The organism is Rhodococcus sp. ARP2 (assembly GCF_001029585.1).
Lineage (GTDB): Bacteria > Actinomycetota > Actinomycetes > Mycobacteriales > Mycobacteriaceae > Rhodococcus_F > Rhodococcus_F erythropolis.
In genome coordinates this window covers 64,648-88,121 of sequence record NZ_LEKE01000023.1, presented here as the reverse complement: position 1 = coordinate 88,121, position 23,474 = coordinate 64,648, and the positions used below count along the sequence as shown (strand labels likewise).

Genomic DNA, 23,474 nt, shown 5'->3' with positions numbered 1-23,474 from the left:
CTCAGAGCAGATTGAACTGCGCCACCTCGATGGTGTTCTCGACCGCCTCCGAGAGCGTGCGAATACGTTCGTCGGCGCCTGGCGCGGTCAAAATCGCCAGGCGATCGGCGTCACCCATCGGAATGCTCCTGGCGAGGGCATACAGCCGAGAACCCAGCGGATCCAAGGGATCCGGTGGGACGGGCATTCGCGGAGTCTGTTCGCCGGCCCGAAGTGCGAGCTTTCCCAGCATTCCGTACATGAACTCGATGCGCTCGAGGAGAGAGTCGTATTCGTAAGCGGTGACAGGTGTTCCGTTGTTCTCGTCAGGCCACAATTCGACCTCGGCGAGTGGGTAAGGATCGTCCGGTAGCCAGCGATTGACGCGGATGCGGTCTTCGGTCCGGCAATACAACTGATACCGTCCGGCGCCCATTGCGACATGAGACTCGATCCGAGCCAGAGTGCCGATGTCGTGGCGTGATTCGCCGCCACCGACCTCGTGGCCACGAGCGATGAGCACTACTCCGAACAGTGGGCCGTCGGCAGCTTCGAGAACGTTCTCTACCAGTGCGCGGTACCGAGGCTCGAAGATGTTCAGTGGCAACACCTCACCCGGAAGCAATGCAGAGCCGAGCGGAAACATGGGGAAGATGGGCATCAGGGGATTCTCAACCTCGGAATCGGAGGGGCGGGGAAATCGCCGGGGCGATCGATTTCAGCGAGCAGGTGCTCGGACCACATCAGCAGGCCGGGGATGTCGAGGCCGTGCGGACTTTCCACTTCGTAGTGCCTGATGCGGTCGTGACCCTGGCCGAGGAGTGAGACGGCACCGGTGTTGTTGCCCCGAAGTAGATGGGTGAGCCCGACGGCCAATTGAGCCAGTCCCTGCCACAGGTCACGCTCCTCGGCGGGAGCGTCCTTCCACGTTCCTTCGAAAATTTCGTGCGCGTGAAAAGGCATCCCGTGGTCGAGAAGACGCTGAGCCTCGGTGATCGACTCGTCCGGCGGGAGGCGCACATCGTCGGGAATGCGCGGGACGCCGCCCGCTGCGTCACGTGGCAGTGGACGGCCGAGTCCGTCGCGGGGCCGCGAATTGAGGGGCTTTCCAGCGGCGTCCCGGTCGCGTTCGGTCATACACTCAGCCTAACGGCAGCATCTCGGACGAACCCGCCGAAAGTTTTTTCGAGTCGCCTGTCGATTCCGGGGAGAACCGTTCGTCGTCATGTTGTAAGGCAAGAAGGCCGGAAGAGAAACAACAGACCAAGGAGTCAGTCATGAAGTACATGTTGCTCATCTACACCGCACCCGGCGGAGACACCGAACCCCAGTGCACGTTCGAGGACTGGCAGCAATATGACAAGGAAATGAAGGATGCCGGTATCTGGGTGTCCGGCGATGCCCTCGCCGACCTGACGACTACGACGACGGTTCGGGTCTCGCAGTCCGGGGAAAAGACCGTCACCGACGGACCCTTCGCTGAAACCCGTGAGATCCTCGGCGGCTACGACGTCATCGACGTTCCTGATCTGGATGCGGCGCTGGCCTGGGCCGCGCGGTGCCCCGGCGCGCGCGACGGTGGAAGCGTTGAGGTGCGTCCGCTGGCCGGGTTCGGGGACTGATTCGCCGTGGACGAGCAGGCCGAGAACTCCATCGAGTCAGTGTTCCGGGAGGAACGTGGACGACTCTTGGCCTCGCTCGTCCGCCGTTTCGGTGACCTGGATCTGGCCGAGGAAGTTACCTCCGAAGCCGTCGAGGCCGCGTTGGTGCACTGGCCGGTGGACGGAGTGCCGGCCAAACCCGGCGCCTGGCTGCTGACCACGGCGCGTCGCAAAGCCGTCGACAGGCTTCGTCGTGATCAGGCCTATGCGGCGCGATTGGCGGTGATGCAGGTGGACGCCGATCGTGCCGACCCGGCGCCGCCCACGGTCGACGGAGAACTTCCCGACGAGCGGTTGCAGCTGTTCTTCACCTGCTCGCACCCTGCGCTGGCCGAGGACGACCGAATCGCACTCACCTTGCGTTGCCTCGGCGGGTTGACGACGCCCGAGGTTGCTCGGGCCTTCCTCGTGCCTTCGGCGACCATGGCGCAGCGGATCGTGCGTGCGAAGAAGAAGATACGTCAGGCTCGGATTCCCTTCCGAACTCCCAGCGCCGAAGAACTCCCGGACCGTCTGCCCGGTGTTCTGCAGGTGATCTATTCGGTGTTCACCGAAGGGTATGCCGCCAGTTCGGGTCCGGATCTGCAACGCGTCGACTTAGCGGTAGAGGCGATCAGGCTGGCGAGGATCTTGCGCGCTTTGCTTCCCGATGAGCGCGAGATCGCCGGGTTGCTGGCGTTGATGCTCCTCGTCCACGCGCGTCGAGATGCCCGTACTGACGCCGGTGGCGGGATCGTCCTCCTCGAGGACCAGGATCGAGGGTGCTGGGACCAGCCGATGATCGAGGAAGGCAGCGACCTCGTCGTGGTCGCGTTGACCGGGGGAGCGCCGGGGCCGTACGGGGTGCAGGCTGCCATCGCCGCATTGCATGACGAGGCGGCGGATGTGGAGAGCACCGACTGGCCGCAGATCTGCGCGCTCTACGGAGTGCTCCTCACGTTGACGCCTTCGCCTGTCGTCGCAGTCAACAGGGCAGTGGCGCTGGCGATGCGCGACGGCGAGGAGGTTGGGCTGGCAGCGTTGGAAGAACTGGCAGCGGAGCCCAAACTTGCCGACTACCACCCGTATCACCTCGCGCGCGCCGAACTGCTCGCGCGGTTGGGGCGCACCGACGCGGCAATGTCTGCATACCGACGTGCGCTGAATCTGGTTGGTACGGAACCGGAGCGGGCCTACTTGGAGCGTCGGCTCGGTGAGATATCTGACTGATCGGTGGTTATTGCGGGACGTCGAGATCGAAGTACAGGGTCTCGGACCAGTAACCGAGGCCGAGGTCGCGTAGCGGTTCCTCGACGCTCTCCTGAGTCGGCGTGAACAGCCGCTCCCAGAAGCGCGGCTTGGCGGGTGCGAGCGTGGCCAGCGCCGCCTCCATCTCGGCGTCGATGTCCGCCAGACCGGTCATCAGGGCCGTACCCTGTTCGGCGAACGGTTCGTCGTCCATGTCGAAGATCTCGCCACACTCGAGGACGAAGTAGTGGTCGGGCTCGGTGTGGCTGCGCAGGAAACGCAGCGCATCGCCGGCCATCGTGCCGAGTTCGGGGTGATCGATTCTGCCGAGGAAGTCTTCGAGCCGGGCGATACCAGGACCACAGGCCGCGGTGACCGCGATCAGGTCTGGGGTGTCGTCCCAGATGACCGACTGGTGGGCGAAGGGATTCACGGACACAAGGATCCTCGGGACCAGCGGAATCGCGTACGACCACTCGGAGATACCGGTGAGACCTCGGGCGCGAGCGGCAGCCGGATTCTCATGCGGAGCAACAGGGGTCGAGTAGAGATAGGTGCGGTTGGCCACTGGCCGAGTCCTTTCTGCGGTCGGTGTCACCTGATTCAGGCGGCGCCCACCATCCTCAATGCCAGGTCTCCGTACAGTTTTCCAATGTCTTCCGGATTCGTGTAATTGCCGGCCGGGAACCAGCGGCACACGTCGACGCACAGGGACATCAAGGCGAGGGTGACGCCTTCGGCATCGGGGATCGTGAAGTCGCCCGACTGGACGCCGGCGTCGACAACCTCCCGGACCACCCGCGTCGTGCTGCGGCGAAGCGCGACGACGGTTCGGTAGTGCTCTGGTGTGAGTGCAGTGAGTTCGTATTGGACGACGCGAGCGAGTGAGTGGTGCCCGGCCTGCCAACTGGCGAAGGTGCTGACCAGTTCCTGGAGGCGAACGGACGGCTCTTCACCCGGTCTGTCGGCGCCCTCGACCACCTTCAACGCTTCGGTGTGCCCTTCGAAGCTGATCGCGAAAAGCAGCTCTTCTTTCGAGCGATAGTGCGGGTACATGGCGGCGGGACTCATGTCGAGTCGTGCGGCGATGTCACGCGTGGTGGTGCCGCCGTAGCCCGCGGAGGCAAAAGCGTCCACGGCTGCCGCGCGGATACGGGCCGCAGCTTTGGAGGGGCTGATCACCACGTCAGGTGAATCGCTCACGGTTTCCTCCAGGTGTGACGGATTTCGATGTTGACAATATCCCGCTCTCGATTCACTATAAGCAGATGCTTAGATTCTAAGCGAATGCTTAGGAACATCGTTACGTGTGGCATTGCCACGCCGAAAGGAAGCAACTCGTCATGCGTCGCACTCTGTACGGACCCGATCACGAGGCATTTCGCGAATCTGCCCGCGAATTCGTCAACCGGAACATCCTTCCGGTCGCAGAGAAGCTGATCGACCAGCGCTTCATCGATCGTGAAATCTGGCTCGAAGCGGGACGCAACGGCTTCCTCGGACTCGAGGTTCCAGAGGCGTACGGCGGAAGCGAAGCCGGCGACTACCGCTTCAACGCTGTTCTGGCCGAAGAACTCTCGCGTGCCAGTGCCGCTGTTGCCTCGAGCTTCGGTATCCACGCCGACGTCGTTGCTCCGTACCTCGTTCAGCTCACCACCGAAGAGCAGAAGCAGCGTTGGCTGCCCAAGTTCTGCACCGGTGAGATGCTGACGGCCATCGGCATGACCGAGCCTTCCGGCGGATCCGACCTCGCCTCGCTCAAGACCACTGCGGTCAAGGACGGCGACGACTGGATCATCAACGGCTCCAAGACCTTCATCACCAACGGCTACAACGCCGATCTCGTGATCGTGGCGGCGCGGACCAGTCCCGAGAAGAAGTCCAAGGGCATCACGCTCTTTGCCGTCGAAACCGGCATGGAAGGTTTCGAGCGCGGACGCAAGCTCGACAAGGTCGGCCAGCACGAGTCCGATACCGCCGAACTGTTCTTCGAGAACGTTCGCGTGCCGTCCACCAACATCATCGGTGAGATCGACCGCGGCTTTATCCACATGATGGAAATGCTGCCGCAGGAGCGCGTCGGCGCTGCGGTGTCCAACATCGCGCACGCCGCTCCGATCCTCGAAGAGACGCTGCAATATGCCAAGGACCGCAAGGCTTTCGGTCAGCCGATCGGCTCGCTGCAGTGGAACAAATTCCTTCTTGCGGATCTCGTCACCCGCATCGAGGTCACCCAGGCCTATGTCGACAACTGCGTCGCAGCACACGCTGCCGGCGAGCTGACCGCCATCGACGCCGCCAAGGCGAAGTGGTGGACCGCGCAGGTGCAGAACGAGGTCCTCGATCACTGTGTTCAGTTGCACGGCGGCTACGGCTTCATGACCGAGTACCGCGCCGCTCGCGCGTGGATGGACGCCCGCGTCACCAAGATCTGGGCCGGATCCAACGAGATCATGAAGGAACTCATCGGCCGCGATCTCGGCCTGTAATTTCGCAACTGCAGTCCATATGTCACTGCAGTCGATACGTCACTGCAGTCCATACGTCACTTCCCGAACCCGACGACACAGGAGCATCACCGCGCATGTCTGTTCTCGACAAGTTCTCTCTGACCGATCGAGTGGTCATTGTGACCGGTGCGTCGTCGGGCCTCGGGGTGGCGTTTGCGAAAGCCGCAGCAGAGGCCGGCGCGGACGTCGTCCTCGCTGCTCGCCGCGTCGACAAGCTCGAAGACACGGCCAAGCTCGTGCGTGACGCAGGCCGCGAAGCGTTGTGCGTGGCCACCGACATCGTCGATCCGGCTCAGGCTCAGAACATGGTCGACGCCGCGATGGAGAAGTTCGGCCGCGTGGACGTACTGGTCAACAACGCCGGCGTCGGAACCGCTGTTCCGGCAACCCGTGAGACCCCGGACCAGTTCCGCGCCGTCATCGACATCAACCTCAATGGGTCCTACTGGGCAGCGCAGGCCTGCGGCCGCGTCATGCTCCCGGGCAGCTCCATCGTCAATATCTCGAGCATTCTCGGATTGACGACCGCCGGACTCCCACAGGCCGCCTATGCGGCGAGCAAGGCAGGCGTCGTCGGATTGACCCGTGACCTCGCACAGCAGTGGGGAACGCGCAAGGGCATTCGCGTCAACGCGATCGCGCCAGGCTTCTTCAAGTCGGAAATGACCGACCAATACAACGACGGCTACTTGGACGCGATGGCTCCGCGCCTGATCCTCGGCCGCATGGGCGATCCGGAAGAGCTCGCGGCCACCATGGTGTGGCTCGCGTCCGAGGCCGGCGGATACGTCACCGGTCAGACCATCGCCGTCGACGGAGGAATCACCATCACCTGACGCCGATGCCGAGATGTCGCCGGCTTTGCCGTATAAGTAGCTGGTGACCTCTCGCGCCGAGCCTCAGGAGAACTGGGAAGACCGTCCGCCACCATCCATGGCTGCGACGGAGCTTCTGCGTGACCTGCCGGTGACTGCCCGCGGCGTCCGGACCAGGGCTTCTCTGGTCGCAGCGGCTCGAACGGTGTTCGAGCGCGCAGGGTATCTCGATGCCCGTCTGACGGACATCACCAAGGAAGCGAACTGCTCCACCGGCACGTTCTACACCTACTTCGACAACAAAGAGCAGATCTTCGCCGCAGTTCTCGACGTTGCGCAGGAAGACATGCTGCACCCCGGCATGGGACGGGTCCGCGACGTCGACAATCCGTATGCGGTCCTCGAATCGAGCAACCGTGCCTACCTGACTGCTTTTCGCCGCAACGCCAAACTGATGGGTCTGCTCGAGCAGGTATCGCACATCGATCCGGCCTTCGCGAAACTGCGTCGGGACCGAGCCGAGACCTTCATTTCTCGTAATGCCCGAGCCATCGAACGCTTGCAAGCAGCTGGCAAGGCAGACGGCTCGTTGGATCCGCTGTTGGCTTCCCGAGCACTGTCGGCGATGGTGAGCCGTCTTGCCTACAGTTCGTTCGTCTCCGAGGAACCTGGCGCCGACGGCAACCCCGTCCCGTTCGAGGACGTCGTCAAGACGGCTACTCAGGTGTGGGCCAACGCGCTGGGCCTCGAAGGCGACCGCGGGTAGTTTCAGCCTTCGCCGCGGGCCGCGAACTGCTGCTCGAGGCTGTGGCGCAACGTCTCCTCGCTGTTCCTGACAGCGTTTTCGACGAACGGCCCGATCAAGCGGCCGAGAGCTTTGCCGGCAATGCCGCCGGGGAGTTTGTAGGCGAAGTCGACGGAAAGCGCGGTCTTGGAATCGTCGATCGCGGCGAACTCCCACGTGGACGAGTTGGATACACCGCCGAGCGAAGACAGCTTGATGATCCGATTCTTCTCCCACTCGGTGACCTCGAGCTTGGAGCGCAACGTGCTTGGCCCGATCTGCATGGCCGCGTCGAACGTGGCGCCGAGCCCCTGATCGAACTCTCCGAACGGTGTGAACTCGGAAACACCGAACATCCACGTCGGGACGTTGCGGTAGTCGTCGATGTAGTCGAAGGCGACATCAACCGGCACGGCAGCAACCGCGGAGTGGCGAACATGGATCATGACTGGTCCCTGTCTTTCGGTGAACATCGACTGTAACCAATGGCACCGACGCGTTCGGCGGCGGCGCAACGGCGATCTACGGTATCGGTATGACGAACGAGCTTCCGGTACGCGGGTCCTGGCGCGATTACGAAGACCTGGGACTGCCGAAACCGCTCGCTGCGGCGCTGGAGGCGTTCGTCGAGCAGGGCTATCACGGGACTTCGATCCGTGACGTCGCGTCGCGGTCCGGGCTGTCGGTGCCGGGGCTCTACCATCACTACCCGTCCAAGCAGGCTCTGTTGATCGGTCTGGCGACCGTGGTGATGACGGAGTTGTTGGAGCGAAGCCGCGCCGCCGAACTCGACGCCGGGGACGATCCCTCTGATCGCTTCGACGCGGTGATCGAATCTCTGTTGCGGTTCCACATGTTTCGACGCGAGCAGTCGTTCGTCGCTTCCTCCGAGATCCGCAGCATGGAGCCCGACAGTCGGGCTGGTTACATCGCGCAGCGCGACGAACAGCAGAAGCAGGTGGACCGGATCGTCCTCGACGGCGTTGCTTCGGGCGTGTTCGATGCCGACCATCCCGAGGATGCCAGCCGAGCTGTCGTGACGATGTGCGTCGCCGTCGCGGTGTGGTACCGACCGGACGGTGAGTTGTCTCCGGACGAGTTGGTGGAGAGGTATCTGGAGATAGCGCGTCGGATGGTGGGGGCGTAGGAGCGATCACCCGGAATGCTTCAGCATTTCGAGGGCCGCATCCCGGCCGACGTCGAAGGGGTCGGTGCCGATACCGATACCGTCTGCGACGAGGGCGCCTTCGTGAAGCAGCATGATTGCCTCGACGAGACGTTCGTCGGCTTCCCCGTCCGTCGCCAGAATGCGCCGAAAGACGTCCAACATTTCCTGCTTCTGTTCGGCGATGACAGCGAACACCGGATGTGACCGATCGCTGAACTCGGCGTGAGCGTTGACCATGCTGCAACCCTTGCCTCCGCTCGCCTTGGACCAGGAGGCGGAAGCGTCGAATGCCGCACTCAACTGCTCGGCGCGGCTGTGCCCGGCTGATGCGAGCTTCTTGTCGCGAAAGGCTCGCCACCGCCGATCTCGATCCTTCAGATATTCCACGACGAGGCCGTCTTTCGAGCCGAACCGCTCGTACAGAGTCTTCTTCGTGACCCCGGCGTCCAGTGCGACGGTATCCACGCCTACGGCGTGAATTCCCTTTTCGTAGAACAGCTTCGACGCCGACTCCAGGATGCGACGTGCTTTCGGAGTCAATTCGGGTACGGATTCGTCTGCCATGGACAAAAGTATACCGATCTGTATAGTCGAGCTCATGAGTAAACAGATCGGTATACCTCGGATCGTGACCTCGAGATCTGCCGTGACGGCTACCTTGTCGGTCCTGTTCGTCGCGTGCTGGAGTTCGGGATTCATCGGAGCCAAACTCGGCGCCGGCAGTGCCGAGGTCTCCACGCTGCTGATGTGGCGTTTTCTCCCGCTTGCGGCGGTACTGGTCCCGATTGTCTGGCTGTCCGCCCGGCGCCGGAAAACGACACCGACACCGCGGGCTCTCGGCAGGCAGGTGGTGATCGGAATACTCTCCCAGAGCGGCTATCTGTTGTCCGCTTACTGGGCAGTCGATCTCGGCGTGAACACCGGAACCACAGCGCTGATCGACGGTATTCAGCCGCTGGTGGCAGCCGCGCTACTCGGTCCGGTCCTCGGCGTCGCGGTCCCGCGGATGCAGTGGATCGGATTGGCGATCGGACTGGCCGGCGTCGCGATGGTCACGGCAGCCGACGCCGGGGCGGGTACATCGGCCCCGTGGTGGGCGTACGCGATTCCGTTCCTGGGAATGCTCAGCCTCGTTGCATCCACCTTCGTCCAGCAACGCGCTCCCGCGTCCACGCCGCCACTGCAGGCTTTAGCCATCCACTGCTCAACCAGCGCAATAGTTTTCACAACTCTGGCGATCGTCTCGGGTGCTGCCGTACCGCCGAGTGTCAGCACATTCTGGATCGCATTGCTCTGGTTGATCGTGTTGTCCACCTTCGGCGGATACGGGCTGTACTGGTTGTTGCTCCGCCGCATCGGCATCACGTCCGTCAACACCTTGATGTTCTTGATCGCCCCCGTCACCGCGGTCTGGGGCGCACTGATGTTCGGAGAATCCTTCACTCCGTTCACCGCTCTCGGCTTGGCGGTGGGCATCGTCGCCGTCGTCGTGGTCACCCGGGTGGACAATCGACCGAAGAAGCATGACGAGAGCACGGATTCCTGCCCGGCAAGAGCTCCGATCACGTCGCGCTGACGAAGCCCGATCGCGATGTGAACCGCTCGCGGAGCGTGGTGATTTGTTCTGCGGTGAGCTTGAGTCCGTTGATTGCGTAGTCCTCGACTGTGCCGAAGCGCGTGCGCATTTCGTCGAGCGCGGCGTCGAAGTAGCTGTCACGGACTCCGAGGAGCGGCCGGAGCAGTTCTCCGTCAACGCCTTTGCTTGCGGCGAAGTCGAGGATCGGTTCCGTCATGGGCGCCAGATCGGTGTTCGTCTCCAGGTAGTCGGCGCGTACATCGGCTTCGTCGGCGCCGAGGAGGAGCAAGAAAGAGGTCGCGGCCCACCCGGTGCGATCTTTGCCGGTGGTGCAGTGGAAAAGTGCTGCACCGGTTCTTGTTTCGTCGATGAGGTCGAGATAGAACGCGCGGTAGGCGTCGAGGGCGGACGGCAGGCTGACGAAGTTGCGGTTCGCTTCCTCCATCTGTGCGATCCCACGTCCATCGCTGATGGTCTCGGCGTACGCGACCGGGTCCGTCATGAGTAGTCCGGTGGCCGCGGCGTTTTGGGCATTGTCGGCGAGAACGTCGAGCCAGACCGTCCGCGTCGAGTCAGGGAGATTGTCGAGTGCGCCGTCGCGCTCGGCAGCGGTCCTCAGGTCGTAGACCGTCCGGACGTCCAAGTCGGCGACCGCGGCGACGTCGTCGCCGTCGAGTTTCGCAAGCGTCGCCGAACGGTAGAGCGCGCCGGCGCGGACGGTGCCATCAGCAACGGGAATGCCACCGAGATCCCGGAAGTTCGGAGCGGTCTTCAGGAGAACGCGACGATCGAGCGGGTGAGTTGGCATGGCTGACTCCTTGTGGGTTCCGTTTCCGAACTGATCATTCATGCCTTCTGCACACTGCGCACGAGCTTTTCGGCATTGCGTCTCTTGATCCACTTGTCGATGACGAGAGCCATGAAGATCCACCCTCCCAACGCCGTGATCACCCACACGATGATCGGGGCGAGGATCCAGGACCCGACGCCGCTGATCTCAATACCGTCGGGGACCAGGGTCGCAACCCAGAGCGCGAGCAGCGTGGCGACCAAGCCGACACCGCCCGCGAGCGGAGCCGCGTAGTGCAGTGCCACGCTGAGCACGAATGGGCCGAGAATCATGTGGGCGAGGGTGAATACACCGATAGCGGCCAAGAAACCGTTCACGCTCAGGCTGACCCCGGGAAGAGCGAAATGCACGACGATCAGCGCGATCGCGCCGAGTACACATTGCGAAATGAGCTGAAATAACAGACGCATGGCTTGTACCTCCGTGATCAGGTCGAGTCACCCGAGAGTGGTGTGTGCGTGGGGAACGCTTTGCTGGAGGGCCTCGGGACGAGGCGCCGTCCAGGTGCCGTCGAGCACGTCGGGGCGGGGGCGGTACAGGCGCAGTACGTAGTTCCAGCCCGGCATGATGGGCAGTGCGTTCGCGACGCCGTCGAGATTGACGCCGAACCGGATGGTGGTGCTGCCGTCGGAGTCGGGGGTGGCTGTGAGGCTGTTGATGCTGTTGACGCCCAAGGCGTTCTCTTCGAAGTATCCGGCTGCGTTGTACAGCGAGACCGACCAGAACGCTTCCACGGGAACAACGTTCAGGCGGAGACGGTATTCCCCGACCGGGAGACGTTCGTCGAAGTTGACGTAGGTGGCCTCGTACTCGGGAAGGCCACCCCAGCCGGATGCGGTACCGAGCAGGTGCCTGATCGGGTCGACTTCCGCCGCGGTGCCGAATGAATGGTCGTAGGTGGTGATGCCACGAGCGAGTGCGAGGAGCGCGTCGCGGGTCTCGGTCTGCGACTGTTCGTCGTAGTCGGGCAACGGGAACTCGCCCGTTCCGCCGCCGTCGATGGTGAGGGCGTCTTGCAACCGGTTCACCTCGGCGACGTCTTCGGGGCTGTTCGGATCGACGAGGATGCGCACGATCAGTGCGGCGTAGTCGGTCCCGACCAATTCGCGTGTGAGCAGGTGCTCTCCCGGATCGCGCAGGATGACGGGACCGAAATGATCTTGACTGACCACCCAGACGGAGATGTAGCGCTTGCCGGTATCGGGCACCGTGATCGTGACGTTTTCGCGCACGTCGATGATCGCGCTGCTGTACAGGGTGTCGCGGTTCTGGCGGATGATCGGCTGGTTGTCGAGTGACCCGAGCTCGCGAGTGTGGTTCCACGTGCCCAGGCCGACGCCCGCGGCCAGGCGAGCGAACATGAGATCGGATTCTGCCCGATTGAAGTTCAGGACGTTGACGGCGATCGTGGACATAGCGGATTCCAATCGGTGTCGGGGTACGGAAGCTGGCGCGGTAATCCATGGCCCGTCGGGGTGAATCAGCCCAGCAGTCGTGCTTTCGCGGCTTGGAACTCGGCGTCGCTCAGTAGGCCTTGTGATTTGAGATCGCCGAGTTTCTGCAACTCGGCGACGAGATCGACCGGGGGTGCGGGTGTGGGGAGTACGGCCTGCTGCTGGGCGAATTCGTACTGCGCCTGCTCGTAGTCGGCCTGAGCTCTCCTTTGCCGGCGGGTGGCCATACCGTCGCTGACGGCGGTCGCGGTACCGGTCACGACCGCGGTGCGGGCGGCGAGGCCCAGCAGTCCAGGGCGTCCTCGTCTCGGGATGTACGGCATGTCAGACCTCCAATTTCGGGATGATCGTGTCCATGAGGGCATTGACGACGGGTGCGGGTATCCGCTCGTAACCCAGCAACACCGCGCCGGACTCGGCGGTCCGGGCGGCGAGTTCGCGCTGATAGACCAGCTCGAGCGCGACCAGCAGCGCTGAAGCGCCGGCGGGAATCGCCTCCGCGAGTTCGGTGATGTCTTCATGCCCGAGCAGACCGGACGCGCCGAGCATTTCGACGTTGATCTCGAAGCCGTTCGGCAATTCCTCGACCTCGACGAGGGTGAGTTCACCGTCGTCGGACTTGGAGATGACGATCAGATCGAGGAGTCGTACCAGGCCGGTATCCGTGATGTCGGTGAGCGCGGAGAACGCGGCGGGGTCGAGGCTCTGCCCCGGCAGACCGAGAAGGTAGAAGTCGACGGGGCCGAAACGCGCGGCACTCACGAGAGCACCTTCAGCTTGAGTGCGGCGAACTCTTCCTCGCTGATCGATCCGGCTTCGAGGAGTGCTGCAGCTGCGGCGATTTCCTCGCTGGGACTCTTTCCTGCGACTTCGCGGATATACGATTCGGCCGCGCTCTCGGCCTCGCGTGCGGCCTTGTTGCTGCGTTCCGTCATCCCATCGCCGCGGGCGACGAGATAGACGAGCGCGGTGAGGATGGGTAGGAAGAGCAGGAAAAATATCCAAACAGCTTTCAACCAGCCGCTCAGCTTGTGGTCGCGGAACAGGTCGGCGACGATCGCGAACAGCGCGAAAAGATATCCGACGAAGACGGTCGCCCACAGCATCCAGCCGAGGCTTTCCCAGAAACTCATGTGTCTTGTCCGTTCGTGTCAGGCCTGCGCATCGGCATTCCGCCGACTCGCGCTTTCAGTTGATTCCGGCAATTCTCACCGGTTTCCGCATGCTTCGATCGCTGTCTCATCCGAAGCGGATGAGACGGGATTTCCACGGCCGTCGAACGTCTCGAGTATCTTCGACACATGATCGAAGCCGTGCGTGACGCACTTGCCTCCGGTGAGGCGGAGCAGGCTCGACGCGTCCTGCGGAAGAACTGGCTCCGTCTGATTCTCGAATCTCATACCAGGGAACTCGAGCAACTCTGCCTTGCGCATCCCGATCCGCACGATCCACACATCCTGCTGATACGGGCGTGCTGCCGCGACCTCAGCGGCGATCCGTACGGCGCGGAGTTTCTACGCGGGCAGGGTCTACGGGTCGCGTCCGACGATTTTGTCGTCTGTTTCACCGACCTACTGCTCGCTCCGGACACCTCGACCAAGGCCGTCATCGCCGATCGCGCGCGTCACGCCCTCGCCCAGTGCGAGCCCGAGGACGATTACCCGTCCGCACTTTTCCTCCTCGGGTGGACCGAGATCAGGCTTCGTCGTGATCTACCTCGCGCCATCGCGCTACTTCGCTCCGCCGGCGATGAAGCGCGGTTGCAGTCGCGTGCGGAGACGTTGCGTCTCGCGCAATCCAATTTGGCTTTTGCACTCACCCACGCGGGAGTGTTCACCGAAGCCGAACAGATCCTCGACGGCCTTCCTGCCCGAGAGGTTGCATCCGACTGGGAACGCTTCGAAGGTGGACTCCCACAGTCGAATCGAGGGTGCATCGCCTATTGGCGTGGCGACTTCGAGGAAGCGATCGCTCAGTTCGACTCGATAATCGTGGAGGGCAGTCCCGGAACCAACTTCGAGGCGCTCGCCCGTCTGTACCTGGTGATGAGCCTGATCGCTCTGAACCGGAAAGACCGGTACCACAACGCCGCTCGGCTGCTGCGAGGCGTGAGCACTGCGGACAAGCACGGCATTCCTTGGGATACGCTGCGGCGCGTCACCACGGCCTGGCTCGCCCACGCTCAGGGGCAGGACGAGCAAGCGCGCCGCATCGCGAAGCCCACGCTGACCAGAACAGGTGCTGCGGTCGCTCACGCGCTGCTCGCCGAGCTCTATCGAGTCTTGGGGGATCCGGAACCGTCGGCGCAGGCGCTTCGGTTGGCAAGCTCGGCCGCGCTGCCGCGATATGCGCTGGTGAGCACACTTGTCACCTCTGCAGCGCTGAGCTCCGTCGCAGGGCGTGGGCCGCAGGCGCACGAGCAGCTGGATCGTGCGCTGGCTGAGGCAATCCCGGAGCAGATCCTCGCCCCCTTTCTCAGCGGCGATCCGGTAATTGTCGATCTCTTGAACGCGCACGCAATACAGGGGTCGAGACACCAGGACCTCCTGCGCACGATTCTGGAAAAACGGAGCCGGCTCTCTGCCCAGCTCGCCGGAGTCCTGACCGAACGCGAGAACGAGATTCTCACTTTTCTGCGCACCACGATGACTGCAGACGAGATCGCTGCGCACCTCGGCATCGCCTATCCCACTGTGAAGACTCACATTCGCTCGATTTACCGCAAATTAGGTGTGGCCAAGCGGCGTGCCGCTGTTCAAGCAGCCGACAACCTAGACCGCGGGATCGGGGGCGATTCCGCGACGGAGGCTGCGAACCGTCAGATCCAAGGCTTGTAGTCGAGTCCCGGAACCGCGGTTCACGTAGTCCATCGACGTGTAAAGCAGTGACCACAGTAGGTTCTGCACCCAGTCCGAACCCATGTCGGGGTCGATGGACCCGTCGGAGTGTCCGCGTTCGATGGCGTCGGTGACTCCGTCGTCGTTCGACGCGGACTCGGCAAACGAATCTTCTTGATAGACGCCGGGAGTGAAGAACAGGACCGTCAAAAGGTCGGCCAGTTCGAAGTATTCGTGGCAGAGGCGAACCAGTGCCTCGGCTCCGGTGCCCTCACCGAGTCGCGCCGCTGCTGCGGCCTCACCGACGGCGCGAGTGGCCTCGGCCGCGACTGCGTCGACCAGGTCGGATCGTTCGGGAAAGTAGCGGTGCAAAGTGGTCCGGCCGACCTTCGCGGCCGAAGCGATCTCGCTGAGGGTCGCAGCAGGCTTGGATGCGAACACCGAAACGGCAGCATCGAGGATGGCCTTCCGTGTGCGCTCGCGGGTCGCGCTTTGTTCTGGTGCGCTGTGGATCGTTGTCACGAATTCGAAGCGTAGCCGTGTCCGGTTTCGGTATCCAGTGTTTCCGAATCGGAATTTCTCTTGCCCTTTATGGAACATTCGTGTTCCATAAATTCATGCTTGAATCCGACGCTCCTCAGCCCGCACCGAAATGGAGCAATCTCCGCGTCCTCTCGGAGTTCGCTCGACCGCATCTGCCGTCGCTCCTCCTCGGATTGGTACTGGCGCTGTGCGGCTCGGCGGCGACGCTGGCAACGCCGATGGTCACCAAGTGGGTTCTCGACACCCTCGATACCGGTGCGTCGCTGAAGGGACCGATCCTCACGCTCGTCGTCCTTCTGATCGTCGGTGCTGTGCTCGGTTGTGCTCAGTGGATCGTTCTCGGAACCGCCGCCGAGAAGGTTGTCTTCGACGCCAGGTCTTCGCTGGTGAGGCGATTCCTGGCGGCGACCGTACCTTCGCTGCAATCGCGATCCGTGGGTGAATTGGTCACCCGGGTCACGTCGGACACCTTGCTGCTGCGGGAGGCGGCGTCGTCGGCCGCGGTGAATATTCTGAACGCAGCCGCGTTGACCATCGGAACGATTGTTCTGATGGGCGTTCTGGATCTGCCGTTGTTGGGGGTCACCATGGTGGCAATCGTGTTCGCCTCCATACTCTTTGCCGTTCTGATGCCTCGGATTTCCGCAGCCGAAGCGCGAACCCAGGAATCGCTCGGTCAGCTTGGCGGCGTACTCGAGGGTGGCTTGCGTGCGATCCGGACGGTCAAGGTTTCCCTCGCCGAGGATCGCGTCGGCGCTCTGGTGACGAACAATGCGTCCGATGCGAAAAAGCATGCGATCACGGCGGTTCGAGTGTCGGCAACCGCGTGGACTGTCGCGTGGACCGCCATTCAAGGATCGATCATTGCCATCCTGGGCTTCGGTGCGTGGCGAGTCGCCGACGGCGAAATGGCAGTCTCGACGCTCATCGCGTTTCTGCTCTACGCCTTCACCCTGATGGGGCCGGTGTCGGAGCTGGCGCAGAACGTGACTTCCGTTCAGTCGGGAATCGCGGCAGCTATCCGGATTCGCGAGATGCAGTCGTTGCCCACCGAGCAGTACGACGAGGTCGTGGACGTGGTCGCGAAAACAAGCGCTGCCGCGCCGCTGATCGAGTTGCGCGACGTCACCGTGAGTTATCACGGATCGAACCAGCCGGCGTTGCGCGATGTCTCGCTGGTCATTCCGACGCGTGGGCACATGGCCATCGTCGGCCCGTCGGGTGCCGGAAAGACGACCTTGCTCTCGACTGTGCTGCGATTTGTCGAACCGCGATCGGGTGAGGTTCTCCTGCATGGAGTCGGTTACGACGCGCTCGATCACCGCGCTGTGCGCGAGAGTCTCGCGTACGTGGAGCAAGAGACGCCGGTGGTGCCCGGAACGATTCGGGAGAACGTCGTCTTCAGCCATCCCGACGCGACGGACGAAGAAGTCCAGGCCGTTCTGCGCTTGCTCCGACTCGACGACGCGATCGAGGCCCTGCCGAACGGACTCGACACCGCTCTGACGGCCACCTCGCTGTCGGGCGGCCAACGTCAGCGGATCGCGATGGCACGCGCAGTTCTGCGACCGAGTGCTTTGCTTCTGCTCGACGAAGCCACTGCCCAGGTCGACACACTCACCGAAGCCGCGATTGTCGACGCGATCAACGAACGTGCACGTACCGGGGCCGTGGTGACCATCGCTCACCGGCTCTCAACGGTGCGTGACGCCGACTGGATCGTGGTCATGGAAGACGGTCGGATCCGCAACATCGGCAACCATGACGAGCTCATGGACAAGGACGATCTGTACCGCGACATGGTGGTTGCCGGCCGGCTCGATCAGGGCGAGGCGATGCTCGAAGATTGTTGACCCGGCGCATCGGCATGTGCGAGAGTGCTGTTACCGAGCGATCGCTCGGTCGGGATGTTCTTTCGGAGGTGGCTGGTGGCAATCGATCTGACGTACGCGCCCGAGGTGGTGGCGCTGATCGAGAAGACGCGCGACTTCACGCGCAACGTAGTGCTCCCCATCGAAGACGAACACGCCGGTGACATCGCCGTCGCGGGTGGCGATGCCATCCGCATCGAGATGCAGGCGGCAGCAAAAGAAGCCGGTGTCTTCGCACCGCATGCACCGATCGAGTACGGCGGCCACGGACTCAACATGAGTGATCGCGCGCCTGTCTTCGAGGAAGCCGGCTACTCGCTCTTCGGGCCGACGGCGCTCAACATCGCTGCGCCGGACGAGGGCAACGTTCACATGCTGGCCCACGTCGCGAACGAAGCACAGAAGCAGCAGTTCCTCGCGCCGCTCGCAAGCGGGGACATGCGGTCGGCATTCGCCATGACCGAACCCGCGCCCGGAGCGGGATCCGATCCCTCGGCTTTGAACACCCGCGCCGAGAAAGTCCCCGGTGGCTGGAAGATCAACGGTAAGAAATGGTTCATCACCGGCGCCGACGGCGCCGGATTCTTCATCATCATGGCGCGCACCTCCGGCGAGCCCGGGCAGCGCGGCGGAGCGACCATGTTCCTGACGCCGACGGACACAGCGGGTCTCATCGTGGGTCGACACATCGACACTCTCGACAAGTCCATGATCGGCGGGCACTGCGAGGTCACGTTCGAGGATCTCTTCGTTCCCGACGAGGCCGTTCTCGGTGAGGTCGATCAGGGATTCGCCTACGCGCAGGTTCGTCTCGGTCCCGCCCGCATGACGCACGTGATGCGCTGGCTCGGTGCAGCACGCCGCGGCCACGACGTCGCCGTGGCCAGGGTTGCCGAACGAGAAGGCTTCGGCTCGAAACTCGGTGATCTCGGAATGATCCAGAAGATGGTCGCCGACAACGAGATCGACATCGCAGCCAGTCGCGCACTTCTGGTGCAGGCCTGCTTCGAACTCGATCAGGGCGGGCACGCGAGCAACGCGACGTCCATCGCCAAGACCTACGCGGCCGAGGCGATCTTCCGGATCGTCGACCGCTCCATTCAGATGTGTGGCGGAATGGGCGTGTCCGGCGATCTGCCGCTGGCACGGTTGTCCCGCGAAGTGCGTCCCTTCCGCGTTTACGACGGTCCGTCCGAGGTTCATCGCTGGGCAATTGCGAAACGTGTTGTCGGCGCTGCGAAGCGCGCTGCTCGGGAGGAGGCGAAGTGACGGACTTCCCAGGACTCGATCTCGCGGCGCTCCACAAGTATCTGCAAGCCGCAGGCGTCGAGGTGAGCGGTGAGTTGCGAGCCGAACTGATTTCAGGCGGCAAATCCAATCTCACCTACGGAATCTTCGACGACAACTCGAAGTGGATTCTGCGTCGTCCACCCACGGCCGGCCTCACGCCGTCGGCGCACGACGTTGCGCGCGAGTTCCGAATCACCTCGGCGTTGCAGAACACCGCCGTGCCGGTCGCCCCGACCGTCGTGCTGTGCGAGGACGCCTCGGTGATGGGTGCGTCGTTCACGGTGGTCGAGTTCGTCACCGGTCAAGTGATCCGGACCAAAACCGAGTTGGAAGCTGTTCCGGCAGAGCTGGTCACGCAGTGCACCGACGAGTTGGTGCGTGTTCTCGCTGCCCTGCACGACGTCGACTACAACGCAGTGGGTCTCGGCGAACTCGGCCGACCCGACGGTTACGTAGCCCGTCAGGTGAAGTTGTGGGCCGGTCAATGGTCACGCGTCAAGACCGAGGACTCGGCCGATGTGGACAGGTTGGCGTCGAGCCTCGCGGAATTGATTCCGGCTGAATCGGCTTCGTCGATCGTGCACGGCGACTACCGGATCGACAACACGATTCTCGCGGCGAACGACGTCACCAAGGTTGCCGCAGTGGTGGACTGGGAACTGTCGACGCTGGGTGATCCGCTGGCGGACATCGCGATGATGTGCGTCTATCGGCATCCCGCGCTGGATCTGGTTCTGGGTGAGCCTGCTGCGTGGACGAGCCCGTCGCTACCGTCCGTTGTCGATCTGGCGCAACGGTATTCGTCCGTTTCGGGTCGTGAATTGGCGCATTGGAACTTCTACATGGCGCTCGGGTTCTTCAAACTCGCCGTCGTGGCGCAGGGCATCGATCACCGATTCCGAGCAGGAGCCACCGTCGGCGGGGGATTCGACAAGGCTGGATCTTCTGTGCCGGAACTGATCTCGGCCGGACTCAACGCACTGCAAGGGAAATTCGAATGACTCGATCAGCACTGGTCACCGGCGCCTCCAAGGGAATCGGGCTCGGCATCGCAACACGCTTGGCTTCGCAAGGGTACGGGCTGACCATCACGGCGCGTGATGCCGAACGGCTCGCCGTTGTCGCCGAAGAACTTACGCGCGCCGGATCGCCGGACGTCGTCGTCTCGGCCGGCGACATGGCGGACGAGAACTTCGCCGCAGCACTCGTAGCCACGCACGGCGAGCGATTCGGCTCCATGCGAGCCCTCGTCCTCAACGCCGGAGTGGGAACCAGTGGGCGAGTGGCGGATTACCCGATGCGCCGTTTCGACAAGACCGTCGCCGTCAATCTCCGGACACCGTTCGCACTATTGCAAGCGTCGCTGCCGCTCCTGCGTACAGCGGCGGACGCGGACCTCGCCGGCGGAGCAAAGGTGATCGCTCTCGCCTCGATGGCCGGTGTGTATGCCGAGAGCGGCCTGGCCGTCTACGGAGCCACCAAAGCTGCGCTGATTTCGATGGTCGAGGCACTCAACGCCGAGGAATCCGGAAACGGCGTCAGTGCGACGGCCATCGCTCCCGGTTACGTCGATACCGACATGTCGGCGTGGACGCGCGATCGGATCACACCGGACACCATGATCAAGGTCGACGACATCGTGGAGTTGGTGGACGGTCTGCTCAAGCTCTCGTCTCGAGCGGTAGTTCCGAAGGTCGTCATGACGCGTGCTGGGACCAACGGCTACTCCGCCTGAAATTTCAATCCAGCTTGGCTTCGCCCCGCTTGCGAAAGAAGTGAAAGCCAGGCACTCCGACGATTGCCTGCCGCAGGTCCTTGACCACTCCGAGGAGTTCGTGGATCTCGGGTGAGACGGAGTCGAGAGTTCCGAGGATGGGCAGCACCGCGGCCACCCGGTCGGTGAGCTCCGGTAGTTGGTCGATCAGCTTGATCGCGGCGCTGACCTCTGCCTCGGAAAGGTCGTCGGCGAACCTGGCGGCCAGCGGCGCGAGCTGTAGGGCGATGGGCTCGTAGATCTCGAGGAGTTGTCCCGCAATGTCCGAGGTCTGCTCGACGGCCTCGACCAGCGTCTCAGCTCGAACGGTCACGGCGGCGGCTCCGATGACGACGCGGTCGGCGTTGTCGGCGATCTGGTTGATGCGTGCCACCAACCTCTCGACCGAGAAGAGGAGCGCCTCGAGTCGAGCGGGCAGGGTGACCGCAAAAGCGACCGTGGACAGGGACCAGTGCACCACGTCGCCGACGGAGCGGACGACGGTGGAGCTGCCGGGCAAAACTAGAGCCATCCCTCGATACTGCCTGATGTGACGTCAAAGTACAGGTAAATCTCACATTCACGAGGCCAGCGGCGTCTTCGAGGTGTCGGTGCCGGCGCGGACAATCAATTCACCCGCTGCCTGCTGCACCGCGCAACCTGGAAGGATCGAGACATGACGGCTATCCGTACGCACACCGTGATCGACTCGCCGATCGGGGCGTTGACGCTGGTAGCAGCAGGTGACGACCTCTGCGGGCTGTACATGTCGGAGCATCGCCACAAGCCGGACGAGTCCACGTTCGGTGATCGTTCCGCGGCGGTCTTCAGTGAAGTCGAATCGCAGCTCACCGAGTACTTCGAGGGTGATCGCACGGAGTTCTCCGTGCCGCTGGCGCCCGTGGGTACCGAGTTCCAGAAGCGGGTGTGGGATACCTTGCGAACGATCCCGTACGGCGAAACCTGGACATACATGGAGCTCGCGCAAACTTTGGGTAACCCGCTTGCGATCCGTGCCGCCGCCGCGGCAAACGGCAAGAATCCGATCAGCATCATCGTTCCCTGTCATCGTGTGGTCGGTAGCGACGGAAGTCTGACCGGTTTCGCCGGCGGCCTCGAACGCAAGCGGTTCCTGCTCGACCGCGAGCACGGCGGCGAATCGGATGTCCTCTTCTGATGCGCTCGGCTCACAATTCGGTGATCGGGAACGTCTACCGATCGTGAGACTCAAACCGTTCGAAGACGTCGTGACCGAATACGGTGCAGTGGTCCTCCGTGTCTGCCGCGCGGTGGTCGGTCCCGTCGACGCCGAGGACGCGTGGTCCGAGACGTTCATCGCAGCGATGCGGGCATATCCGGATCTGAATCCGGACGCGAACATCGAAGCCTGGCTGGTGACCATCGCGCACCGCAAGGCAATCGACATCACCCGAGTGCGCGCCCGCGTGGCCGTGCCGACAGACGAGGTTCCGGAGTTGCCGACGCGAATCGGCGTACCCGGAACGTGGGATCACGAACTCTGGGACGCACTCGAACAGTTACCGCTCAAACAACGTGCGGCAGTCGCCTATCACTTTCTGGGTGGGCTGCCGTACGCAGAGATCGCGGACATCCTCGGCAACACCCCGGCGGCCGCCAGACGCGCGGGTGCCGACGGTATCGCCACACTACGAAGAACCTACTTGTCCGCTACCGCTGCGGAAGGGAGTCACTCATGAGTAACGATGTGTTCGAGGCGCTTCCAGCCGTTGACGCTGACGCCATGATCCGCCTACGGGCGCGCCTGGCTGCTCAGGCGTCCGAAGCTGAATTGATCGACGTGGCATATCGAACCGTCGATTCGCCGGTCGGAAAGCTACTGCTGGCGGCGACCGATGCCGGCCTGGTGCGGGTTGCCTTTGCCGTCGAAGGGCACGACCTCGTTCTGGAACGTTTGGCGGACACCGTCAGCCCCCGTGTGCTTCATTACCCGCGCAGGCTGGACACTGTCGCTCGCGAGTTGGACGAGTACTTTGCCGGTGCGCGTCGAGAATTCGATCTGCGCTTGGACTTCCAACTCGCGAAGGGGTTCCGACGCGAAGTGTTGCGTCATCTCCCCGAGATCGAATACGGCCACACTGCAAGCTATTCGGTGGTCGCAGCAGCGTCGGGAAGCCCGCGTGCGGTGCGTGCCGTCGGGACCGCATGCGCAAAGAATCCGCTGCCGTTGGTGGTCCCGTGTCACCGGGTGGTGCGCAGCGACGGCAGCCTCGGGCAGTACGCCGGCGGCCCCGAACTGAAAGCGATTCTGCTGGATCTGGAAGCCGGCCGGTGAGCGCAGTGACGCTGCGCTTTCAGGCGCCCTATGCAGTCGAACCGCTCACCGGTGCCTTGCGGGCTCACTGCGTCGCAGGCCTCGAGCGTCACGACGACGGTGTTCACACCAGAGTCATACCGTTGCCTTCCGGCCCGGCAGTTATGTCGGTGTCGTGGACAGACGGCGGCGTCGTCGTGGATTCCGATGTGCCAGCGGGGGATTCCGCAGTGCTGGAGGTGATCGTGCGTCGTTGGCTCGACCTCGACGCCGATCACACTGCTGTCGAAGCAGCGTTCGGTAGCGACGAGTTGTTGGCCCCACTCGTTGCCGCCCGTCCGGGATTGCGGGTGCTCGGTTCGGTGGACGGGTTCGAGACCGCAGTGCTCACCGTTCTGGGACAACAGGTTTCGCTCGGCGCGGCGAGGACGTTCGGTGGTCGTTTTGTCAGCGCATTCGGAGCGCCGGTGGAAGGGGAGTTTCTTGCCTTCCCGGATCCGGACGCGGTTGCAGCGCAATCGCCGGAGGACATACAGAAAGCCGTCGGATTGACCACAGTGCGTGCAAGAACAGTGCACACGTTGGCAACTGCGGCAGCGAACGGTCTCGATCTCTCCTGGGATGCGGATCCTGTCCAATTTCGGCGAGAGCTGTTGGCGCTATCGGGAATCGGGCCGTGGACCGCTGACTATCTCACTGTTCGAATTCTCGGTGATCGCGACGCCTTCGTACCCGACGATCTGGTGTTGAAGCGAGCGTTGGGGGTCTCGTCGGGCAAAGAAGCCGCAGCGTTGTCCGAGCGCTGGCGACCCTGGCGAGCGTACGCACTCTTTCATCTGTGGACAAAGGAAGCGTTTCTGTAG

Annotated in this window: 30 protein-coding genes; 16 read left to right on the top strand and 14 right to left on the bottom strand. The window is 63.2% G+C overall.

Annotated features, from left to right (window positions below; translation table 11 throughout):
* Position 1: 1 nt before the first annotated feature.
* Positions 2 to 640, bottom strand: a complete 639-nt coding sequence (locus ABX74_RS04240) for an LON peptidase substrate-binding domain-containing protein (protein ID WP_029256355.1) — start codon at positions 638 to 640, stop codon at positions 2 to 4.
* The gene (locus ABX74_RS04235) at positions 640 to 1,116 is read right to left on the bottom strand and encodes a DUF309 domain-containing protein (protein ID WP_020970927.1); all 477 of its coding nucleotides are present in this window, start codon (positions 1,114 to 1,116) and stop codon (positions 640 to 642) included. The genes ABX74_RS04240 and ABX74_RS04235 overlap by 1 nt, the downstream gene beginning before the upstream one ends.
* 140 nt (positions 1,117 to 1,256) lie before the next feature.
* On the opposite strand from ABX74_RS04235, the gene ABX74_RS04230 reads away from it, so the two are divergent.
* Together ABX74_RS04230 and ABX74_RS04225 are read left to right on the top strand one after the other, a co-directional pair.
* The gene (locus ABX74_RS04230; RefSeq protein ID WP_007730031.1) at positions 1,257 to 1,601 is read left to right on the top strand and encodes a YciI family protein; all 345 of its coding nucleotides are present in this window, start codon (positions 1,257 to 1,259) and stop codon (positions 1,599 to 1,601) included.
* 6 nt (positions 1,602 to 1,607) lie between these two features.
* Complete coding sequence (locus tag ABX74_RS04225; RefSeq protein ID WP_029256354.1) at positions 1,608 to 2,849, top strand: RNA polymerase sigma factor; 1,242 nt, start codon at positions 1,608 to 1,610, stop codon at positions 2,847 to 2,849.
* A 7-nt stretch (positions 2,850 to 2,856) separates the two neighbouring features.
* Here the strand turns inward: ABX74_RS04225 and ABX74_RS04220 are convergent, their stop codons facing one another.
* Both ABX74_RS04220 and ABX74_RS04215 read right to left on the bottom strand, forming a co-directional pair.
* Entirely contained in the window at positions 2,857 to 3,435 is a 579-nt protein-coding gene (locus ABX74_RS04220; protein WP_029256353.1) for a hypothetical protein, read from the bottom strand.
* Positions 3,436 to 3,470: 35 nt separating this feature from the next.
* The gene (locus tag ABX74_RS04215) at positions 3,471 to 4,070 is read right to left on the bottom strand and encodes a TetR/AcrR family transcriptional regulator (protein ID WP_020970923.1); all 600 of its coding nucleotides are present in this window, start codon (positions 4,068 to 4,070) and stop codon (positions 3,471 to 3,473) included.
* 140 nt (positions 4,071 to 4,210) lie between these two features.
* On the opposite strand from ABX74_RS04215, the gene ABX74_RS04210 reads away from it, so the two are divergent.
* From ABX74_RS04210 to ABX74_RS04200, 3 genes are all read left to right on the top strand, one after another.
* Complete coding sequence (locus ABX74_RS04210) at positions 4,211 to 5,356, top strand: acyl-CoA dehydrogenase family protein (RefSeq protein WP_007730036.1); 1,146 nt, start codon at positions 4,211 to 4,213, stop codon at positions 5,354 to 5,356.
* 95 nt (positions 5,357 to 5,451) lie between these two features.
* Entirely contained in the window at positions 5,452 to 6,213 is a 762-nt protein-coding gene (locus tag ABX74_RS04205; protein ID WP_003939707.1) for an SDR family NAD(P)-dependent oxidoreductase, read from the top strand.
* Positions 6,214 to 6,310: 97 nt separating this feature from the next.
* Positions 6,311 to 6,958, top strand: coding sequence for a TetR/AcrR family transcriptional regulator (locus ABX74_RS04200; RefSeq protein ID WP_019745481.1), 648 nt, complete (start codon positions 6,311 to 6,313; stop codon positions 6,956 to 6,958).
* A gap of 2 nt (positions 6,959 to 6,960) precedes the next feature.
* Here ABX74_RS04200 and ABX74_RS04195 read toward each other — a convergent pair whose 3' ends face one another.
* On the bottom strand, positions 6,961 to 7,422 hold the full coding sequence (locus ABX74_RS04195) for an SRPBCC family protein (protein WP_029256351.1): 462 nt from the start codon (positions 7,420 to 7,422) through the stop codon (positions 6,961 to 6,963).
* Between the two features lie 89 nt (positions 7,423 to 7,511).
* Between ABX74_RS04195 and ABX74_RS04190 the strand changes: the two genes are divergently transcribed.
* Positions 7,512 to 8,123 carry a TetR/AcrR family transcriptional regulator gene (locus ABX74_RS04190; RefSeq protein ID WP_021345650.1) on the top strand — a complete coding sequence of 204 codons (612 nt, stop codon included), beginning with the start codon at positions 7,512 to 7,514 and terminating at the stop codon, positions 8,121 to 8,123.
* A gap of 6 nt (positions 8,124 to 8,129) precedes the next feature.
* On the opposite strand, the gene ABX74_RS04185 is transcribed toward ABX74_RS04190, so the two are convergent.
* On the bottom strand, positions 8,130 to 8,708 hold the full coding sequence (locus ABX74_RS04185; RefSeq protein WP_029256349.1) for a TetR/AcrR family transcriptional regulator: 579 nt from the start codon (positions 8,706 to 8,708) through the stop codon (positions 8,130 to 8,132).
* An 82-nt stretch (positions 8,709 to 8,790) separates the two neighbouring features.
* Here ABX74_RS04185 and ABX74_RS04180 point away from each other — a divergent pair, with 82 nt between their 5' ends.
* A complete protein-coding gene (locus tag ABX74_RS04180) occupies positions 8,791 to 9,720 on the top strand; it encodes a DMT family transporter (RefSeq protein ID WP_053061979.1) in 930 nt (309 codons plus the stop codon).
* Here ABX74_RS04180 and ABX74_RS04175 read toward each other — a convergent pair.
* The 6 genes from ABX74_RS04175 to ABX74_RS04150 form a co-directional block, all read right to left on the bottom strand.
* On the bottom strand, positions 9,707 to 10,528 hold the full coding sequence (locus ABX74_RS04175; RefSeq protein WP_047888321.1) for a tyrosine-protein phosphatase: 822 nt from the start codon (positions 10,526 to 10,528) through the stop codon (positions 9,707 to 9,709). The two genes, ABX74_RS04180 and ABX74_RS04175, sit on opposite strands and share 14 nt — an antisense overlap.
* A gap of 38 nt (positions 10,529 to 10,566) precedes the next feature.
* Entirely contained in the window at positions 10,567 to 10,980 is a 414-nt protein-coding gene (locus ABX74_RS04170) for a phage holin family protein (protein ID WP_020970904.1), read from the bottom strand.
* 27 nt (positions 10,981 to 11,007) lie between these two features.
* The gene (locus tag ABX74_RS04165; protein ID WP_047888303.1) at positions 11,008 to 11,985 is read right to left on the bottom strand and encodes a DUF1214 domain-containing protein; all 978 of its coding nucleotides are present in this window, start codon (positions 11,983 to 11,985) and stop codon (positions 11,008 to 11,010) included.
* 65 nt (positions 11,986 to 12,050) lie between these two features.
* The gene (locus ABX74_RS04160; RefSeq protein WP_019745452.1) at positions 12,051 to 12,347 is read right to left on the bottom strand and encodes an SHOCT domain-containing protein; all 297 of its coding nucleotides are present in this window, start codon (positions 12,345 to 12,347) and stop codon (positions 12,051 to 12,053) included.
* Between the two features lies 1 nt (position 12,348).
* Complete coding sequence (locus ABX74_RS04155) at positions 12,349 to 12,786, bottom strand: DUF6325 family protein (protein ID WP_019745451.1); 438 nt, start codon at positions 12,784 to 12,786, stop codon at positions 12,349 to 12,351.
* Positions 12,783 to 13,157: a PLDc N-terminal domain-containing protein gene (locus tag ABX74_RS04150; protein WP_046379355.1), complete on the bottom strand. Its 375-nt coding sequence runs from the start codon at positions 13,155 to 13,157 to the stop codon at positions 12,783 to 12,785. The genes ABX74_RS04155 and ABX74_RS04150 overlap by 4 nt, the downstream gene beginning before the upstream one ends.
* 168 nt (positions 13,158 to 13,325) lie before the next feature.
* On the opposite strand from ABX74_RS04150, the gene ABX74_RS04145 reads away from it, so the two are divergent.
* Positions 13,326 to 14,861 (top strand): LuxR C-terminal-related transcriptional regulator, encoded by a 1,536-nt coding sequence (locus ABX74_RS04145; protein ID WP_021345644.1) that lies wholly within the window; start codon positions 13,326 to 13,328, stop codon positions 14,859 to 14,861.
* On the opposite strand, the gene ABX74_RS04140 is transcribed toward ABX74_RS04145, so the two are convergent.
* Positions 14,796 to 15,383, bottom strand: coding sequence for a TetR/AcrR family transcriptional regulator (locus ABX74_RS04140; RefSeq protein ID WP_019745447.1), 588 nt, complete (start codon positions 15,381 to 15,383; stop codon positions 14,796 to 14,798). The two genes, ABX74_RS04145 and ABX74_RS04140, sit on opposite strands and share 66 nt — an antisense overlap.
* Before the next feature lie 95 nt (positions 15,384 to 15,478).
* Between ABX74_RS04140 and ABX74_RS04135 the strand changes: the two genes are divergently transcribed.
* The 4 genes from ABX74_RS04135 to ABX74_RS04120 all read left to right on the top strand — a co-directional run bounded on the left by ABX74_RS04135 (position 15,479) and on the right by ABX74_RS04120 (position 20,300).
* Positions 15,479 to 17,257 (top strand): ABC transporter ATP-binding protein, encoded by a 1,779-nt coding sequence (locus ABX74_RS04135; protein WP_047888320.1) that lies wholly within the window; start codon positions 15,479 to 15,481, stop codon positions 17,255 to 17,257.
* Between the two features lie 75 nt (positions 17,258 to 17,332).
* Positions 17,333 to 18,544 (top strand): acyl-CoA dehydrogenase family protein, encoded by a 1,212-nt coding sequence (locus ABX74_RS04130; protein ID WP_047888319.1) that lies wholly within the window; start codon positions 17,333 to 17,335, stop codon positions 18,542 to 18,544.
* Positions 18,541 to 19,566 carry a phosphotransferase family protein gene (locus ABX74_RS04125; RefSeq protein ID WP_021345641.1) on the top strand — a complete coding sequence of 342 codons (1,026 nt, stop codon included), beginning with the start codon at positions 18,541 to 18,543 and terminating at the stop codon, positions 19,564 to 19,566. Before ABX74_RS04130 ends, ABX74_RS04125 begins: the two co-directional genes overlap by 4 nt.
* Positions 19,563 to 20,300, top strand: a complete 738-nt coding sequence (locus ABX74_RS04120) for an SDR family NAD(P)-dependent oxidoreductase (protein ID WP_047888302.1) — start codon at positions 19,563 to 19,565, stop codon at positions 20,298 to 20,300. Before ABX74_RS04125 ends, ABX74_RS04120 begins: the two co-directional genes overlap by 4 nt.
* 4 nt (positions 20,301 to 20,304) lie before the next feature.
* Here ABX74_RS04120 and ABX74_RS04115 read toward each other — a convergent pair whose 3' ends face one another.
* Positions 20,305 to 20,850, bottom strand: coding sequence for a hypothetical protein (locus ABX74_RS04115; protein WP_046379352.1), 546 nt, complete (start codon positions 20,848 to 20,850; stop codon positions 20,305 to 20,307).
* Between the two features lie 144 nt (positions 20,851 to 20,994).
* Here ABX74_RS04115 and ABX74_RS04110 point away from each other — a divergent pair, with 144 nt between their 5' ends.
* From ABX74_RS04110 to ABX74_RS04095, 4 genes are read left to right on the top strand one after another with little or no spacing between them, the layout of a single operon-like run.
* A complete protein-coding gene (locus ABX74_RS04110) occupies positions 20,995 to 21,495 on the top strand; it encodes a methylated-DNA--[protein]-cysteine S-methyltransferase (protein WP_047888301.1) in 501 nt (166 codons plus the stop codon).
* Positions 21,482 to 22,036 (top strand): RNA polymerase sigma factor, encoded by a 555-nt coding sequence (locus ABX74_RS04105; protein WP_020909250.1) that lies wholly within the window; start codon positions 21,482 to 21,484, stop codon positions 22,034 to 22,036. The genes ABX74_RS04110 and ABX74_RS04105 overlap by 14 nt, the downstream gene beginning before the upstream one ends.
* Positions 22,033 to 22,632: a methylated-DNA--[protein]-cysteine S-methyltransferase gene (locus ABX74_RS04100; RefSeq protein WP_046379350.1), complete on the top strand. Its 600-nt coding sequence runs from the start codon at positions 22,033 to 22,035 to the stop codon at positions 22,630 to 22,632. Before ABX74_RS04105 ends, ABX74_RS04100 begins: the two co-directional genes overlap by 4 nt.
* Positions 22,629 to 23,474: a DNA-3-methyladenine glycosylase family protein gene (locus ABX74_RS04095; RefSeq protein WP_047888300.1), complete on the top strand. Its 846-nt coding sequence runs from the start codon at positions 22,629 to 22,631 to the stop codon at positions 23,472 to 23,474. Before ABX74_RS04100 ends, ABX74_RS04095 begins: the two co-directional genes overlap by 4 nt.